Annotated in this window: 15 protein-coding genes; 5 read left to right on the forward strand and 10 right to left on the reverse strand. The window is 67.0% G+C overall.

Annotation, left to right across the window (positions count from 1 at the left end):
* Positions 1–50: 50 nt before the first annotated feature.
* The 5 genes from HDA44_RS22390 to HDA44_RS22410 all read right to left on the reverse strand — a co-directional run bounded on the left by HDA44_RS22390 (position 51) and on the right by HDA44_RS22410 (position 7,944).
* On the reverse strand, positions 51–2,087 hold the full coding sequence (locus HDA44_RS22390) for a transglutaminase TgpA family protein (protein WP_184837468.1): 2,037 nt from the start codon (positions 2,085–2,087) through the stop codon (positions 51–53).
* Positions 2,084–3,211 (reverse strand): DUF58 domain-containing protein, encoded by a 1,128-nt coding sequence (locus HDA44_RS22395; protein WP_184837470.1) that lies wholly within the window; start codon positions 3,209–3,211, stop codon positions 2,084–2,086. The genes HDA44_RS22390 and HDA44_RS22395 overlap by 4 nt, the downstream gene beginning before the upstream one ends.
* Positions 3,208–4,200: an AAA family ATPase gene (locus HDA44_RS22400; protein ID WP_337906260.1), complete on the reverse strand. Its 993-nt coding sequence runs from the start codon at positions 4,198–4,200 to the stop codon at positions 3,208–3,210. The genes HDA44_RS22395 and HDA44_RS22400 overlap by 4 nt, the downstream gene beginning before the upstream one ends.
* The gene (locus HDA44_RS22405; RefSeq protein ID WP_184837472.1) at positions 4,197–6,536 is read right to left on the reverse strand and encodes a fibronectin type III domain-containing protein; all 2,340 of its coding nucleotides are present in this window, start codon (positions 6,534–6,536) and stop codon (positions 4,197–4,199) included. Before HDA44_RS22405 ends, HDA44_RS22400 begins: the two co-directional genes overlap by 4 nt.
* A gap of 79 nt (positions 6,537–6,615) precedes the next feature.
* Positions 6,616–7,944, reverse strand: a complete 1,329-nt coding sequence (locus HDA44_RS22410) for a BTAD domain-containing putative transcriptional regulator (protein WP_184837474.1) — start codon at positions 7,942–7,944, stop codon at positions 6,616–6,618.
* Between the two features lie 260 nt (positions 7,945–8,204).
* Between HDA44_RS22410 and HDA44_RS22415 the strand changes: the two genes are divergently transcribed.
* Positions 8,205–8,528 (forward strand): YciI family protein, encoded by a 324-nt coding sequence (locus HDA44_RS22415; RefSeq protein ID WP_184837476.1) that lies wholly within the window; start codon positions 8,205–8,207, stop codon positions 8,526–8,528.
* Entirely contained in the window at positions 8,525–9,748 is a 1,224-nt protein-coding gene (locus tag HDA44_RS22420) for an RNA polymerase sigma factor (protein WP_184837478.1), read from the forward strand. Before HDA44_RS22415 ends, HDA44_RS22420 begins: the two co-directional genes overlap by 4 nt.
* A 48-nt stretch (positions 9,749–9,796) precedes the next feature.
* Here HDA44_RS22420 and HDA44_RS22425 read toward each other — a convergent pair whose 3' ends face one another.
* Together HDA44_RS22425 and HDA44_RS22430 are read right to left on the reverse strand one after the other, a co-directional pair.
* Complete coding sequence (locus HDA44_RS22425; RefSeq protein ID WP_184837481.1) at positions 9,797–11,476, reverse strand: dihydroxyacetone kinase family protein; 1,680 nt, start codon at positions 11,474–11,476, stop codon at positions 9,797–9,799.
* Between the two features lie 229 nt (positions 11,477–11,705).
* Positions 11,706–12,464: an IclR family transcriptional regulator gene (locus HDA44_RS22430; protein WP_184837483.1), complete on the reverse strand. Its 759-nt coding sequence runs from the start codon at positions 12,462–12,464 to the stop codon at positions 11,706–11,708.
* Positions 12,465–12,589: 125 nt separating this feature from the next.
* Here HDA44_RS22430 and HDA44_RS22435 point away from each other — a divergent pair, with 125 nt between their 5' ends.
* Together HDA44_RS22435 and HDA44_RS22440 are read left to right on the forward strand one after the other, a co-directional pair.
* Positions 12,590–13,357: an MIP/aquaporin family protein gene (locus tag HDA44_RS22435; RefSeq protein WP_184837485.1), complete on the forward strand. Its 768-nt coding sequence runs from the start codon at positions 12,590–12,592 to the stop codon at positions 13,355–13,357.
* Positions 13,357–14,124: a DAK2 domain-containing protein gene (locus tag HDA44_RS22440; RefSeq protein ID WP_238352518.1), complete on the forward strand. Its 768-nt coding sequence runs from the start codon at positions 13,357–13,359 to the stop codon at positions 14,122–14,124. Before HDA44_RS22435 ends, HDA44_RS22440 begins: the two co-directional genes overlap by 1 nt.
* A 65-nt stretch (positions 14,125–14,189) precedes the next feature.
* On the opposite strand, the gene HDA44_RS38975 is transcribed toward HDA44_RS22440, so the two are convergent.
* Both HDA44_RS38975 and HDA44_RS22450 read right to left on the reverse strand, forming a co-directional pair.
* The gene (locus HDA44_RS38975; RefSeq protein WP_184837487.1) at positions 14,190–14,648 is read right to left on the reverse strand and encodes a RidA family protein; all 459 of its coding nucleotides are present in this window, start codon (positions 14,646–14,648) and stop codon (positions 14,190–14,192) included.
* Positions 14,566–15,168 carry a hypothetical protein gene (locus tag HDA44_RS22450; RefSeq protein ID WP_184844927.1) on the reverse strand — a complete coding sequence of 201 codons (603 nt, stop codon included), beginning with the start codon at positions 15,166–15,168 and terminating at the stop codon, positions 14,566–14,568. The genes HDA44_RS38975 and HDA44_RS22450 overlap by 83 nt, the downstream gene beginning before the upstream one ends.
* 197 nt (positions 15,169–15,365) lie before the next feature.
* Between HDA44_RS22450 and HDA44_RS22455 the strand changes: the two genes are divergently transcribed.
* Positions 15,366–15,707 (forward strand): hypothetical protein, encoded by a 342-nt coding sequence (locus HDA44_RS22455; protein ID WP_184837489.1) that lies wholly within the window; start codon positions 15,366–15,368, stop codon positions 15,705–15,707.
* 102 nt (positions 15,708–15,809) lie between these two features.
* On the opposite strand, the gene HDA44_RS22460 is transcribed toward HDA44_RS22455, so the two are convergent.
* On the reverse strand, positions 15,810–16,097 hold the full coding sequence (locus tag HDA44_RS22460) for a hypothetical protein (protein ID WP_184837491.1): 288 nt from the start codon (positions 16,095–16,097) through the stop codon (positions 15,810–15,812).
* Positions 16,098–16,303 lie beyond the last annotated feature (206 nt).

Genomic DNA, 16,303 nt, shown 5'->3' on the forward strand with positions numbered 1-16,303 from the left:
AGCCAACGTCCCGGAATCCGCCACCGCGGCGGCCAAGCGCCTCGGCCCGCTCAGCTGAACAGGCTGCGGGGGCTGAGCGTTGTCCGGATTCGTTGGGTGAGCCGACCGTCCGCCAACCCCCGGCGCGCCTTGCGCACAGCGGACCAGGCGAACTCACGATCCGGGTCAGCATCCTGACCTGACCACAACGCGCGGTCCAGACAGCCGGCCAGCAACGTCATCGCCTGCGATACCGGTCCGTCCGACTCACGCGCCAGGTCGCGCGCGGTAGCAGCCGGCGACACCCGCATCCCGTGGTCACGCAGTAGGTCACGCGCCTCGGCCCAAGCACCAACCGTCCCCCGCCGCCGACGCCGCCGACGCCGTACGACCTTCACCAACGGCACCCCGACCACCCAAAGCAGCAGCACTCCACCCACGCCAACACCAGCGACGATCAACAAGACCCACCCCGGCCAGTGGTGGTCAGCACTGCTCTTAGCAGCTGGCAGAGTCGGTTCAGCCTGGTGCTCCCGCTCAATCTCCTTCGTAGACGGCATCTGCTTCCGCACCGCCTCCGCCGCACTCGCCAACCCGCCGCCGCCCGTCTTCGACGTGGCCGTCCCCGTCGGATCGAGTGGCACCCATCCAACTCCCGCCACCGCAACCTCGGGCCAGGCAAGCACGTCGCGGTTGCGCACCACGTACGTCCCGTCCGGACTCGCCGTATCGGGCTGCTTGAACCCAACCACCAACCGCGCCGGCAACCCCAGCAACCGCGCCATCACCACGTACGACGCCGCGAACTGCTCCGAAGTACCCCGCTTGCTCCGCAACAGGAAGTGGTTGAGCTGCGGGTACCCGTGCCCCGTCGGCAAGTCGTCACCGGCAGCAAGCTTGTAGTTCGCCCGCAGGTACTTCTCAAGCACCAGCGCCAACTGGAACGACGGCCGGACGTCACCGGCAATCTCCCGCGCCAGTTCATCGATACCAACTGGTACCTCGCCCAGATCGGCACCAGTACTCAGATCCGAGTCGACTCCGGCCGAAGCAAGATCACCAACGTCAACGGCCGGTTCAGCCCAGTTGATGCGGTACTGCGACGGACGCGACTGCGCAGCCAGCAGTGCACCAGACGCCGGGTCAACCAGCAACGGCTGGTCGTCCACCACCGACAGCGTCCGCGTCTGACTCGGCAACCAAGGCAGGGACCAGTCAGCAAGAGCTACATCCGCGGACTGGCGACGTACCTGCACTGTCACGTGTGAGTTGAGCGGCAACTCCCGACCAAGCCGCTGGAACTTCGGTGCGGCCGTCCAGGTCACGCCATCGAACGTATCCAACGCGATAACAGGCCACCGATCCACCGGACCATCAGCTCGAGCAGTGAACACCACCGTGTCGGGCGAACGCAGCCGTGCGGCGATCTCGGTGAGCGGATTGCTCAGCACAGTAGGGGAATCCGGTGGCGCCGGCTTAGACAGGTGTACGGATGCACCGCTCGGCAGTGTCAGTCCAAGTGTGGTCGCACCAACAGCCATCGCAGCCAGTGCAGCAACCAGCCGAAACCAGGCACCCCGGTCACCAGGCCAATCCAGCAAGACCAACGCAAAACAACCAGCCAACGCCAGTCCGGCCAGTAGTGCATCCACTCCGGCAACAGTGACGTACGCCTGCGACAGCCCGGCGACCAGAACAGCAGGCAGCAACGCCAGCACCCGTGAGCGCTGCAGCACGCGCACCCCGACCAGACAGGCAAACAGAACCAGCACAGGCACGAACGCAACCAAGTCGGGCACCGGAGAGGCGGGCCAGGTCGACTCCAGCGTACGGCGCCAACCGGATGTCACCGCCTGCCACAAACTCACCGGTCGCCGCGCCGCGCCAGGAATGACCGCGAGCAACGCGATCACGCCGCCAACCAGCGTGAACGGCACCCGCCAGCGCGTCAACCGTGGTCGCCGCAGGATCGCTTCTTCCACCAGATACACGACTACGACAACAGCAAGCATCGGCCAAAGAACAGCAGCCGTGCCGAAGACAGGTGCGAACAACGAGCCCGCCACCACGGCTGCAGCAAGCACTCCGACCACCGAGAGGCGTCTCATGCCGGTACGGCGTTCCAGGCGTCGACTGCGTTCTGTGCTGAGTCAGCGTGCACGACATGTAGGCCGAGAGCAGTGTGCACCGCCGGCTCCTCATGCGTGACGTCAATACACACAATGGGTCGGTAGCTCGACCGGAGCTTTGGTACCTCGGTCAGACCGGCAGCATCACCAGTCAGTACCGCCAGCGCACCACCGTCCGGTCCGATCGGCAGGAACTCCAACAGATTGGCGGACTGCTGCGACTGCTCGATCTGAGCGAGCTCGTCAAGCAGGTCGCCGACCGACTGCACGTCATGGTCCGTACCGCACGGCGTGGTAAGGCGGAGCCGCTGACCGGACCGTGCGGCAACCACCGCAATCGACGCCGCCACCGAAACCGCAGTGTCGAACTGGTCCGGCGTCAATGCACTCGTACGAGTATCGAGAAGCACCTGCAGCCGCGGCTGATCCGGATCGACGTACTCACGGACCATCAACCGACCAGCACGCGCCGATGCCTTCCAGTGCACATGCCGTACCTCATCGCCGGGCACGTACTCACGCAACCGTCGCAGGTCGATCGAGCCACGCAACGGTCCGGCCGACACCGGTCCTTCGAAGTGATGCCGTTGCCGGATGCCGGTGGCAGGACGAGCAGCGTAGCGGCGTGGATGTACGAGCAGCGTGGCCGCTGTACCGATCGACACCCGACAAGCCACCAGGCCGAACGGGTCGGACCGGCGCAACACCAACGGACCGACCGGCACCGGACCGCGCCGTGAGGTCGGGAGCTCGTAGTGGTACGTGGCAACACCATTCGGTGCAAGCGCCGCGACCGATACCTCGGACTGGTGCGTGCCCACGCTGTCTGCAGCCACAAACGCCGACTGTCGCCGTGTGGACTCGTTGCGTACGACCAGCCGAGCCAGCGCGGGTTGTCCGCACTCCACGCGATCCGGGTACAACACCCGCTCCACGGCGACTTTAGGACGCCGTACGACGGTCAGCACACTCACCAACACCACAGCGATCCCCGCACCGGCCAGCACCTGCAGCAACGGGTACCCGAGCAGTTGCCCAGCTACGAGCAGAGCAGCCGAGCCGGCCAGCACTGCCCAGGCTCGTAGCGTGAGCCGGGTGTTCATGACACGACGCCAAGAGACCGCTTGAGGTCGCGGCGCACCGGGTTGCCAGGCGCCGGAGTGTCTTCGAGTACGTCATCAACAACGCTCTCCGCCGTACGACGAGCCAGCGAGGCGTCCGCGGTCAGTACCAGCCGATGCGCCAGTACTGGACGCGCAATGCTCTTCACATCGTCCGGCGTCACGAACGACCTGCCATCGGTAGCGGCGATCGCCCGTGCCGCACGGACAAGTGCGATGCTGCCGCGCGGACTGGCGCCGTACCGAACCGCACTGTGCAGCCGGGTCGCGGCGGCGAGCCGGACCGCGTACGCCATCACTGCCTCGTCCACGTACACGGACCGGACCGCTGCCACGACACCGCTCAGCGTCTCCGGGTCGATCACCGGCTCCAGGTCATCCGGAGTCGGACCGGCACCGTCCAGCGCGACCACCTCGACCTCGGCGTCGTGGTCCGGGTAGCCGATCTCGATCCGGAGCAGGAACCGGTCCAGCTGCGCTTCCGGCAGCCGGTACGTACCTTCCATCTCGATCGGGTTCTGGGTGGCCAGCACCATGAACGGATCGGGGACCCGGCGCGTCTCCGCGTCGACGGTGACCTGCCGCTCGGCCATCACCTCGAGCAGTGCGGACTGCGTCTTCGGCGTACCGCGGTTCACCTCGTCGGCGAGCACGATGTTCGCGAAGATTCCACCCGGGTGGAAGACGAACCGGCCCTGGCCCTGGTCGTACACGACGACGCCGGTGATGTCACCGGGCAGCAGGTCCGGTGTGAACTGAATCCGGCTCCACCGGCCGCCGATGCTGCGGGCCAGGCTCCTGGCCAGACTGGTCTTGCCCAGACCCGGCAGGTCCTCGATCAGCAGGTGTCCACCGGCGAACAGCGTCGCGATCGCCAGCCGAACCACCTGCGGCTTGCCGCGGATCACCCGCTGTACGTTGGCCGCGATCAGCTCGTACGCCTGCTGCGGCTCCAGCACGTCCCGCTTCACTCAGAGTCCTTCCGTCGGCGCGTGGTACGTCGTACTGCAGAGGCCGGCGCACTGGCCGGAAGTCCTGGAGCGCGCTGGGCCGGGGCCGCGCTCGTACTACCAGCCGCACCGGTCGCGGCAGTACTACTGGCGTTGTTGCGCTCCCTGGTGATCGCCTTGACCGTGAACATCACCGAACCAACAGACAGACCGGTGTAGCGCGTGCTGGTCGTTGTCACGGTCCGGTCTGACTGCCCGGTGGCCGACACGATGTAGTGCACCAGCTGACCACCATTGAGACTCGGTGCAGTCCAGCTGAGCGACACGGCGCCCTTGCTCGGTACTGCGGTCACCTTCGGCGCCGCAGCCGGCTTGTACGGGTACACCGTGCGCGTAGACGCCGACGGTGCTGACGTACCCGAGCTGTTCGTCGCAGTGACCCGATAGCTCACGCCCTTGCCCAGTGTGGGGTTCAGAGTCGTGGAGGTCGTGTACGGCGGGACCTGTGTCTTCGTACCGGTCGATGCGATCACCGTGTAGCCGGAGATGGTGTAGTCCGTGGTACTCGGCGCAGTCCACGACACAGTGACCGAACCGTTGGGCTTCGCAGCGGCACTGACCTTGGTCGGCGGACCAGGCGGCTCGGCTTTGCCACCGATCGACGTCACCTTGGTGTCCACGGACGGTCCAGTACCAACGCGGTTCGTCGCGGAGACGGTGAAGATGTAGCCGCCGCCGTTGAGCAGCTGACCGAAGCTGTGGCTGCGGGTACCACCTGACACGTTCACCGAGCCTGATGCCGGCAGACCGACGACAAACGTACCGGGAGCCACCCGGAAGCTCACCTTGTAGCCGGAGACCGCAGCACCGTTCGCCCGGGCAACGGTCCAGCTTACCGTCGCCTTACCGCTACCGGCCTTGGCAGACACTCCTCCCGGCGCACCAGGCGCGGCCGCGGGAGGCGTGGTCGGCTTCGTCGGAGGCGGCGGAGTCGGCTTGGTCGGTGTGGTTGGTCTGGTCGGCTTGCTGGGCGGTGTGGTCGGCTTGCTGGACTCTGGCCTCTTCGGCTTGCGCTCGTTCGTCCGCGGCGGTGCGACGGTCTCGGTTGCGTGCGGCCGCTCCGGGCCGATGGTCACGTGTACCGGCGGCAGGATCGGCCGATGCGCCGGCGGCGTCACGGGCGACGTCGGAGTACTGCTAGGTGTCGGCGTACTCGGCGTGGGCGTACTAGTCGGCGTACTGCTAGGGGTGGCTGATGGGGACACCGGCTTGTTTCCGCCGTCGATGTCGACTTCGCTCACTGACCCATCGCCGTCGACCACGGTGACAACCGCACCGGTCTCGTCGTCGATGTAGAGCCGCCCGTCTTCACCAGCAGTCACCCGCGGGTCGTGGCCCTTCTGCTCGCTGCCCTTCTTCTTACTCAACTCATGCGTGTGCAGAGCCTTGCCGTCAGGTGCGAACGTACGAACCACTCGCTTGGCGGTGTCCAGCACAGCTACAGCCGCACCTGTCGCCGCGACCGCGTTGTACTTGCCTGGCGGCAATGTGATGCTCTCCGCGGCCTTGGCACCAGTAGCGTCCACCAGCAGCAGACGCTGACCAGCCAGGATCGCGATGCGGCCACCGACGTCCGACTGCGCAACCACAGAGGTAGTCGGCAGAGCACCGCTGACATCCATCGGAAGCGCGCGGCCGGCCTTGTCACCAGTCAGCGGTGTCAGAGTCTGCTTGGACAGGTTGGCGAACGCAGGCTTGCCGGCAACGCTCAGCAGCGCCCCGGCGTCACCAGCTTGTGCAGGCAGCGTGCAGGCCAGCTCAGTCGACGCCGGTGCGAGCCTGCAGAAGTGGTCGGCGTCGCGGAGCCAGAGTGCACCGTCAGCAGTCGCTACTGCACTGGACACCGCGCTGCCGACGGTGATGGTCTGTTGCTGGTCACCGAGCCGGACGATCTGACCGTGCTGCCGGTACACCAGGTACGGCCCGCTCTGCGCCTCGATACCGATCGGCGCTTCCGGAATCCCGATCCGCACCGTGCTCTTCACGGACAGGTCCGACTTCCCGAACACGATCACGCCGTCGGACCGGACAACGTACCCATTGGTAGCGCCCTGGACGACCTGGCTGCCCGCCTCGGCCTCGACACCACGAACCTCGGCGTCGACGTTCTTGCCGCCGCCGTCAACGCGAAAGACCGCGCCGAGCGTCGCGTTGTACACCCAATGCCCGGCCTGCTGGAACGCGACGGCCGGCGCGCCGTGGCCGAACGCCGAGTACCCGACGAACGTCCCGAGCACCAGAGCCGCCACCACCCACCACGCGACGGGGCGGCGAATCGCGCGGGCGATACGAGTCATGGGGCTAAGCGTCCTCTCGGCTGTCCAGTTGTGGTCCAGCGGTGATACATCCGGCCAGTAGGCGTCCGGAAGCGGTCGTTCAGGAGGCCACCGACGACCTGGCCGGGTGCTCCGGCTCGCCCAGGTCGGCCAGCGCCTGGCGGGCCTCCGCTGCCGTCGCCGAGTCAGGCAGCAACCGCAGCGCACGGCGCAGGTACTCGGCCGCCTGCTGCCTCGCCCCACCGCTCGCCTCGGCCAGTGCCAGGTTCACCAGCACAGTGCCCTCCGCGTCCCGGTCGTCGTGTACGGAAGCAATGCCCAACGCCGCCGAGAACTCCGCCCTGGCGTCGTGCAGCCGACCGGCTCGCGTCTGCGCGATACCGAGGATGTTGCGAACGATGAGCTCGCCGTACCAGTCCTTACCTGCTCTGGTAGCCGCAGCAACGTCCGCAACCACAGGGGCCCAGCCCGGTACGTCACCACCGCTCTCGATGTACTGATGCACCGCACTGGTCAACAGCCACGCGTTAGCAACGTCGTTGGCGGCCAAGAGCCGGCTGATTGCTGTCGGAAGCTCAGTACGTCGACTGGCGAACCACTCGCGCGCAGCGACAGCATGCGGACCTACTAGTGCAGCGGAGGCGTCAACCACAGCCCGTACGTAACTCTCCGACGGCCCGGGCGCCGGCTCATCCACTAGCAGCTGTTGCTGCAGGGTACGCAGCTCCGGACCCGGCTCAGTACCCAACTCGTCGACCAGTGCGCTCCGCGCCTTCTGGTACGTGGCCAGTGCGTCAGCCCGGCGTCCGGCATCCCGGTACGCGACCAGCAGCCGCATCCAGTTCGTCTCTCGCAGTGGGTCTTCAGTGGTCAGGCTCTTGCCCAGTGCGATCGCATCGGCGAACCGCCCCGTACCGATCAAGGCATCCGCCAACCGCTCACGTACTGACCAGTGCAGCTCGGTCAGCCGTGCCACCTCCGGCTGGTACCGATCGGTCACCAACCCCTCGTACGGCGTGCCGCGCCAGAGTGACTGCGCCGACTCCAGGTGCGTCAACGCACCAGCCGAGTCCCGCGCCGCCAGTGCGTCATCCCCGGCGGCCAGCAGAGTACACATCCGGTCTGAGTCCAGCTCACCGGTCTCCACGCGGATGCGGTAGGCCTTGGAGCGGCTCTCGATCCGCTGTCCGTCCGCACCCAGCGGAGGCAGCGTTCGGCGCAGCTGCCAGATGTACGTACCGATGTTGCGCTCGGCCGACACCGGCGGCGTGCGACCGGACCAGACCGTGTCGATGATCTCGCCCACGCCGACCCACGTGTTCGCCTTGACCAGCAGCAACGCCAGCAACGCCCGTGGCTTGTCGGCCCGGATGTAGCTCACCGCATCGGTGCCATCGATCTCCACCGGCCCCAGCACCCGGAACAACACCGCCGCACCACCTCCACACGCTCACCGCAGGCCAACACCGAACCACTCGGGATCACTCGGACGCAACGTCCACGACCCCGGTTCCGCGACTCACCGCCGATATTCCATTACCGAAGGTAGTTACCCCGAGCGGCACCTGACGAACATAAAGGCCCGTAGGCTCAGATCCTGAGATCCAGCTGTCGGATCGGGGCAACAGCGTTCGTAGCAGAGGTGACGGGTCGCCCGCGAGGGGCACCACCGGCGTACGGGAGACGACGATGCAGTACTTGGTTTCGGTGATCGACGACACGCCGAACTCCGCCACCGACGCGGAGATGGTCGCGATCGACGCGTTCAACGACGGCCTGATCGCCGACGGGCACTGGGTGTTCGCCGGTGGGCTCGCGGCGCCCGACTCGGCCACCGTCATCGACAACACCGGCGCGGCGCCGATCTTCACCGACGGTCCGTTCGTGGAGTCGAAGGAGTACCTGGCCGGCTTCTGGGTGATGGAGGCGCCGGACCTGGACGTGGCGCTGAAACTGGCCGCGGCCGGTTCGAAGGCGTGCAACCGGAGGGTCGAGGTCCGGCCGTTCCTGTGAACTCGTACGAGGCGGCGATCACCCGCGTGCACCACGAGGAGTGGGCACGGGTGGTCGCGTCGCTGGCCAAGCGGTTCGGTGACCTGGACATCGCCGAGGAGGCGGCGGCCGAGGCGTTCGCGACCGCTGTCGAGCGCTGGCCGGAGACCGGTGTGCCGCCGAACCCGGGCGCCTGGCTGACCACTACCGCGAACCGCAAGGCGATCGACCGGCTGCGGCGCGAGACCAAGCGCGACGACAAGCACAAGGAGGCTCAGATGCGGTACGAAGAACCGCCCGAGCCACTGGGTGCGATCGACGACGAGCGGCTGCGACTGATCTTCACCTGCTGCCACCCGGCGCTGGCCATGGAGACACGGGTAGCGCTGACGCTCCGCATGGTCGCGGGGCTGACCGTACCCGAGATAGCCCGCGCCTTCCTGGTGCAGGAGACCGCTATGGGTCAGCGGATCACCCGTGCGAAGGCGAAGATCAAGGCGGCCAACATCCCGTACCGGGTGCCATCCGCGGAGGACCTGCCGACACGGGTCTCCGGTGTACTCGCTGTGCTGTTCCTGGTGTTCAACGAGGGCTATCTGGCGAGTAGCGCGGACACCGACCCCGTACGACAGGAGCTGACCGCAGAGGCGATCCGGTTGACCCGTCTGATCCGCACACTGCTCCCAGCCGACGGGGAGGTTGCTGGACTGCTCGCACTGATGCTGTTGACCGAAGCACGTCGTACTGCCCGGGTGTCGGCTACTGGTGAGCTGGTGTCACTGGACGAACAGGACCGCGGCTCCTGGGACACCACGCTGATCGCAGAGGGCCACCAGCTTGTCCGTGAACGCCTGGCCGCGCGGGTACGTCCCGGCCGGTACCAGATCCTCGCTGCGATCAACGCCGTACACACGTCTGCCCGCGACGCCCGCGACACCGACTGGTCCCAGGTGGTCGCACTGTACGACCAGCTACGCGTACTGGACCCGTCTCCGATCGTCGCACTCAACCACGCCATCGCCATGGCCGAACTGGACGGCCCAGACGTCGCACTGGCCGCAATAGACCGTTTAGAACCAAGACTGGCCGCCTACCACCCGTACCACGCCGCCCGAGCCGACCTTCTCCGCCGCTTGGGTCGCAGCCAAGAGTCCCGCACCGCCTACGACAAAGCCATAGCCCTAACCGCCAACACCGCCGAAACCGCCTACCTAACCCGCCGCCGCTCCCAACTCAGCTAACCCAGCGATCCGCTGGACCCGAGAAAGGAGCGGGCGACCTCCCCCTGGTCACCCTTCGGCGGGCACCTTCTCCTCTACCGTGGCGCGGACTGCTTCGAGTTGGATTACCACGGCTCGGGCGCCGGGGTCGACGATACCGAGGACGCGGTCGCCGAGGTAGCTGGATCGGCCGCGGGCGGCCTGAATGTCGGCTGTTGACTCGGTGCCGGCGCGCGCCGCGATGACGGCGTCAGCCAGCCGCCCCGTACGCAACGCCTCCGCCGCCGGGATCAACGCGTCCAGCATGGTCCGATCGCCGATCCCCGCGCCGCCAAGCTCGGCGATCGCGTGTACGCCGGCCTCGAACGCGACCGGCCACGATTCGCCGGAGTCCAACGTTCCCGCGATCCGGAGCACGAGCGCCGCGTACAGCGGTCCGGATGTACCCCCGATCACCCGCCGTACGGTGCCCGCGATTCCGCGAAGTACGGCCGCGTCGTCGCTCCCGTCGTACTGCACCTTGTCCTCGAGAACGGCCCGCGCGCCGCGAGCGAGGCTCAGCCCCAGATCCCCGTCACCGACCAGCTGGTCGAGCCTGGTCAGCTCGTCCTCGGCCTCGATCAGGCTCGCGCAGATCGTCTCGACGGTCCGCCACAGTACCGATTCGCCGTCGACCGGAACGGTGCTCACGGCAACATTCTCGGCCTCGCTGACCGGCAGTGAGAGCTCGCTCGCGACCCGGCCCACATGCGCCGCCGGCCAGGTCGTGGTCTGCGTCGGGGCATCCAGCCGCCCCAGCAACTGGTCGTCGACCCGCGCCAGGCTCAACGAACATCCAGCCATTTCCAGCGCGGTCAGGAACGTACCCACCCAGGCGCGCTCGACCTTGATCCCCTGCTCACCAAGGAATGTCACGGCCCGCCGGGCGACGATGCCGAGCTCCATCGTCGGGGTACCACCGAGGTTGTTCACCAGCAGTACGACGCGGTCCCCGGCGCCGATGCCACGGTCCGCGACCAGGCGGCCCAGCAACGCGTCGACAACCTCGTCGGCCGGACGGATCGCACCACGCTCGACACCAGGCTCGCCGTGGATACCAAGGCCCCACTCGATCTCGTCCATCGCGAGCTCGAGCCCGGGCTTACCCGCGGCCGGCACCGTACACGCGGACAGCGCGACGCCCATCGTCGCGATCGAACCGGCCGCCGCGAGCGCCTCCCGCTTGACCTCGGCCAGCGGCAGACCGGCCTCGGCGGCGGCACCCGCGACCTTGTGCACCAGCACCGTTCCGGCCAGGCCGCGGCGTCCGGCGTTGCCTCCGCCGGCGGCGAGGGCGGCGTCGTCGGCCACCACGATCATCTCGACCTGGTGGCCTTCGGTACGCGCGATCTCCGCCGCGAGACCGAAGTTGAGCCGGTCGCCGGTGTAGTTCTTCACGATCAGCAGTACGCCGCCGGGACCACCGACCGCCCGGATCGCGGCCAGCACGGCATCGACCGACGGCGAGGTGAAGACGTCACCCACGACCGCGGCGGTCAGCATGCCGGGCCCGACGTACCCGGCGTGCGCCGGCTCGTGGCCCGCGCCGCCGCCGGAGACGAGCGCGACCTGGCCGCGCTGCCGCAGCGCGGCGTGATCGGCGCGGACGACCACGCCGTCGCCGGCCAGCCGGAGCCCCGGGTTGGTCAGCACGAATCCCTGGAGCATCTCGGGGACGACCTTCGCCGGGTCGTTGACGAGCTTCTTCACGGCGAACCACCATTCCTTGAATCGAACCTCATTCGATAATGTCGAATGAGGTTCGGAGCATAGGCCGTGGTTCAGCGCGCTGTAAAGAGCGCGCGGCAGCTAGCGGCGGTTCGACAGGACGTAGTCGTATGGGTACATCGCTCCGCACGCCTGGACCGCCCGCAAATCACCCGCCGATGCCCGACACCTCCTGTCGAACTGCCGATCATGGCCGGCACAGGAGCCTGGGTCAGCGGGGCTGGATCGGCCAGTGGGCGGCGCCGAGTTCGCGGGAGATGTTCCGGGCGGCCTCGCGGACCGCGGCGAAGGTCGCGTCGGCCGGCGCCCAGTCGACGGCAGGCAGCACGATCCCGATCGCGCCCACGACCAGTCCGGACGCGTCGAAGATGGGCGCCGCGAGACCCGCCTCGCCGAGTACCGCCTCCTCCCGCTCCGCGGCCAGCGCATCGCGGGCGACCTCGTCGAGCTGCTTGCGCAGTTCGTCCCCGTCGATCACGGTCTCCGACGTCATGCTGCGCAGCGGTCCGTTGGCGAGCAGTTCGTCGAGCTGATCCGGCAGGTACGCGAGCATCGCCTTCCCGAGAGCGCTCGCATGCGCCGGAATCACGATCCCCACCTCAGGCATCTGCCGGCTGCCGTCCGGACGCGGTTCGTGGTGGATGATCACGACCTCGTCATGCGTCAGCACGCCCGTACGCACCGCATGACCGCTGCGCCGGGCCAGCTCCTCCGACCAGGTGACCGCCCGCGAGCGCAGCTCGAGCGTGTCCAGGTACACGTTGCCGAGCTTCAGAACCGCCGGGCCGAGCTGGTACCGGTTCGAATCGCGATCCTGCAGCACCATGCCGTGCGCTTGCAGCGTCTTCAGGATGCCGTGCACCGTCGACGGCGGCAGATCCAGCCGGGCGGCGAGATCGGACAGGCTCAGCCGGCGCGCCCCCTGCAGCACTCCGAGTATCCGGATCGCCCGATCGACGGACTGAATCATTGGCGAACCCCTCAGCTGAACGAGCAACTCTTTACAGCAGTGAACCACAGGCGTACCTTCCGAGTTGCGTTCGACAATGTCGAATACGCTTCGACGTACTCACCTTGGCTCGCGGAGGAACTTCCATGCCTGACAACAACCTGCGGCAACGGCTCGGTACCGAACTGCTCGGCACCGCGATCCTCGTCTTCGTCGGCGTCGGCGCGGTGCCGGCGACGCTGATCCTGAACGGTTCGGCACCGATGACGATGGCCGATCTCGGGATGATCTCGTTCGCCTTCGCCGCCGCCGTCATCGGCACCGCGTACGCGCTCGGCCCGATCTCCGGCAACCACATCAACCCCGCCGTGACGATCGGCCTGGCGGTGTCCGGCAAGTTCCCGTGGGCGCAGGTGCCCGGGTACCTCGCGGCGCAACTCGCCGGCGCGTTGCTCGGCGCCGGCGCGATCCTCGGCGTACTCGGTTCGAAGGCGAGCGACCTCGGGCTGGGCATCGCGGCGTACGGGCCGGGGGTCGGCACCGCGCAGGCGTTCACGGCGGAGTTCATCGGGACTTTCATCCTGGTACTGACCGTCTTCGGCGCGACGCACCGCAAGGCGGCGGCCGGGTTCGCGGGCATCGCCATCGGCCTGGTCGTCTTCGCCGTGATCATCCCGATCGCACCGGCCACGGGCGCCTCGATCAACCCCGCCCGTACGGTCGGCCCGATGCTCATCCAGCAGCTGGCCGGCGGCCAGGTCCAGTTCAGCCAGCTACCGATCTACGTACTCGCCGAACTGAGCGCGGGCGTGCTGGCCGGACTGACCTTCCTCGCCCTGTCCCGAACCACCGCGGACCAGCCGACGGCCGCATCAGCTACCGCACCGACTGCTGCGCCAACCGCGAAGGGCTGATGATGCGTCCACCCGGCCTGACCGCGCCGATGCTGGCCGAGTGGCTTCGCGAGTTCGCCCGCCTGGTGAGCGAACACGAGGACCAGCTCAACTCACTGGACGCAGCCATCGGCGACGCCGACCACGGCACCAACCTCACCCGCGGCTTCGAGGCCGTAGCCGCCAACCTCCGCCCCGGGACGTACCCCGCCGCACTGCTCACCGACGCCGGCCACATCATCATCAACAAAACCGGCGGCGCCGCGGGTCCGCTCTTCGGCACGTTCTTCCTCGGCCTTGCCGATGCCGTAGGCAACAACCCACTGACGCCAACCACCTTCACCACCGGCCTGCAAGCCGGCCTCACCGGAGTAGTAACCCGAGGCCGCGCCGAACCCGGCGACAAAACCATGTACGACACCCTGGCCCCCGCAATCACCGCCCTGACCTCCTCGATCACCGCCCTGGCCCGTGCCTCAACCACGGACCAGGGCGGTCCCAATGCCACTCCGACCCACGCGCCAACCACCGGTCAGCACGATCCCGGCGCCACCCTCTCGCAGGCGTCCACCACCGGCCAGCACGGTTCCGTCGCCGCCTTCACGTACGCCCTGCAAGCGGCCCGGCGCGCCGCCGAGGCCGGCCGCGACGCCACCATCCCCATGCTCGCCCGCAAAGGCCGAGCCAGCTACCTGGGCGAACGCACCATCGGCCACCAGGACCCCGGCGCCACCTCCGCCGCCCTCCTCTTCACCGCAGCCGCAACAGCCCTACCCCTCCTCAACTAGGGCCCGCGACACCAGCAACCGCGACGTACGGCCAGCCATCCCTCAACCAGCTACTCCACAACTGTTCAACGAGTCCGGAACGTAGCCGCAACCTCAACCGGACTCCCAGTAGGCAACGCACTAACCCCAATAGCCGCCCGCGCATGCCGCCCAACCTCAGCGCCGAACGTAGCGACGAACAACTCAGTAGCAGCATCAGCCACCAGATGCTGCTCAAAGAAGTCCGGCGTACAAGCAACCCAGATGTTCACCATCCGCACCGAAACAACAGACTCCAACGACCCCAACGCCTGCTGAGCTGCCGCAACCACATTGACCGCACACTGCCAAGCACAAGCCCGCCCCTGCTCCACGGACAGCTCAGCCCCCAACCGCCCCCGCATCAGCAACTCCCCAGACTCCCCCACCGCAGTCTGCCCAGAAACCGAAAGCAACCCGCCATCAAGCGTCGCCGGCAAGACCACCGGCCGCTCGCCCCTCGCCGGACACCCCTCTTTCGTCACCCGCAAGAACGCCTCGTCCACACCAATCCCCTTTATTCCAAATGCCGAAGATAACTTCCCAATATCGTACTCTCACCTCCCTCCGCCGGTCGGACCGTCCCCAGTCACGTACCGGGCGAAGCCGACCAGCCGATCGACGACGGGACTCGGCCGTGACGGTCACACCTGACGCGGTGAACTCGATCAAGAACGAGTAGGTGGTCAGCCTGAAAGTGTCCCAATTGTCGTACTCGAAGTCCGAAACCTGACCGTACGCCTCAGCAGGCGGCTCTTCACCACCCGGCCTTGTACCGTCGTATTCCCACCCGCGAATCATGACGTCCGCAAAACACATCGCCACGACAGGCGTTCGAACGGCCGCCTCGGGCGTCCACCGCGCCTCGGTGTACTCGAACCGCAGAATCAGAGTTCGATCGACAGGTTGCAGCTCGATCCCGACCAGCCCCATGTCGTGCAATCGCACGGGGACACCTTGATCGGTCCAGAACTCATACAGCCCGGTGCCACCACCAGCGAGGTCACGCCGAGGATCAATCGACACACCACGAACCTCAGCTCGCCGCCGAGCATCAATCACAAGGCGCTCCGGCGCCCCTCGACCCCGCCATCACCTGCCCATACCCAGAGTGTCGCAGGACGGGTGTCTACATCCACGCTCATTCACAGATCGTGTTCCTGGACGCCCCGTGCGGAATACTGCGACCGCATATCAAGGTCGCCCGTACGCGAAAGGCTGTCATGAAACCAGTTCTGGTTGTGATCGCAAGTCAGCTTCTTTTCACGATTGGAGACCTGATCGCGCGGCTGAAGATGCGGCAGCACGGCTTCGCGGCCGACACATTTCTGTCCTGGTGGTTCGTCAGCTACCTGACGCTGCGGACGGTCGCAACCTTCGGACAACTCTGGGTACTCGCGAAACTCGTACTCGGCCAGGCCCTGCCGTTGTTCGCAGCCTCATCGGTCATCCTCTCAATGGTCCTCAGCGCAACGGTCTTGAACGAAGGCCTCTCCCCAAAGACACTCATCGGCGGAGGCCTCGCCATCGCAGCACTCGTAGCCCTCGCATTACCGTGGGGCTAGACAGACACCCTCAAGGCCGGCTCCGCTTGGCGCACAGCCCCTGCCCCACCGCCTTGAGAGCGTTCGACCTTCAAAGTAGGGGCAAAGGCTGGCTCCGGTGTCCTACTCGTCGGCCTTCTGCAGTGCGTCCAGACCGCCCTCGAACCACGCATGAGCAGCAAGCCAGGTGATCGCGACCCGCTGTCCATCTGTCGCCGCAATCTCTTCTGCGCGTGTCAGGAGATAGCCGAGCATGGTGTTGTTGTCCTCAGGCCACGGCGGATCAGGCATATGACGGTCGCGAAGGTGCTCGACGGATGCTTGCTTGTCGAGATAACCCTCCAGTTGTTCGGCCCATCGTGCAAGCGAATCGCCGCCGGAGTCACCGAACAACTTAATTACCCGTCCCACGATCACTCCCGTTGTCCGGCGAGCAGCGCAGCGCTCGCGCTCGCTCGTATTGACGATTAGGCGTCCGGGTCACGCTAACCTCTTCTCACGCGAGCTGCTGGCTACGGGCCGAGTACGCGCCTCATCGAGAGGCACGGGCATGTCATTGCAGTTTTCTATTCAGATAGCCCCCGAGTTGCTCTGGGCGATCCTCCCGACCGTTCTCG

Source organism: Kribbella solani (genome assembly GCF_014205295.1).
GTDB classification, from domain to species: domain Bacteria; phylum Actinomycetota; class Actinomycetes; order Propionibacteriales; family Kribbellaceae; genus Kribbella; species Kribbella solani.

Excerpts from the sequence above, each read along its gene's own strand:
- HDA44_RS22390 (WP_184837468.1), bottom strand. The coding sequence starts at position 2,087 with ATGAGACGCCTCTCGGTGGTCGGAGTGCTTGCTGCAGCCGTGGTGGCG.
- HDA44_RS22395 (WP_184837470.1), bottom strand. The coding sequence starts at position 3,211 with ATGAACACCCGGCTCACGCTACGAGCCTGGGCAGTGCTGGCCGGCTCG.
- HDA44_RS22405 (WP_184837472.1), bottom strand. The coding sequence starts at position 6,536 with ATGACTCGTATCGCCCGCGCGATTCGCCGCCCCGTCGCGTGGTGGGTG.
- HDA44_RS22415 (WP_184837476.1), top strand. The coding sequence starts at position 8,205 with ATGCAGTACTTGGTTTCGGTGATCGACGACACGCCGAACTCCGCCACC.
- HDA44_RS22430 (WP_184837483.1), bottom strand. The coding sequence starts at position 12,464 with ATGATTCAGTCCGTCGATCGGGCGATCCGGATACTCGGAGTGCTGCAG.
- HDA44_RS22435 (WP_184837485.1), top strand. The coding sequence starts at position 12,590 with ATGCCTGACAACAACCTGCGGCAACGGCTCGGTACCGAACTGCTCGGC.
- HDA44_RS22440 (WP_238352518.1), top strand. The coding sequence starts at position 13,357 with ATGATGCGTCCACCCGGCCTGACCGCGCCGATGCTGGCCGAGTGGCTT.
- HDA44_RS22455 (WP_184837489.1), top strand. The coding sequence starts at position 15,366 with ATGAAACCAGTTCTGGTTGTGATCGCAAGTCAGCTTCTTTTCACGATT.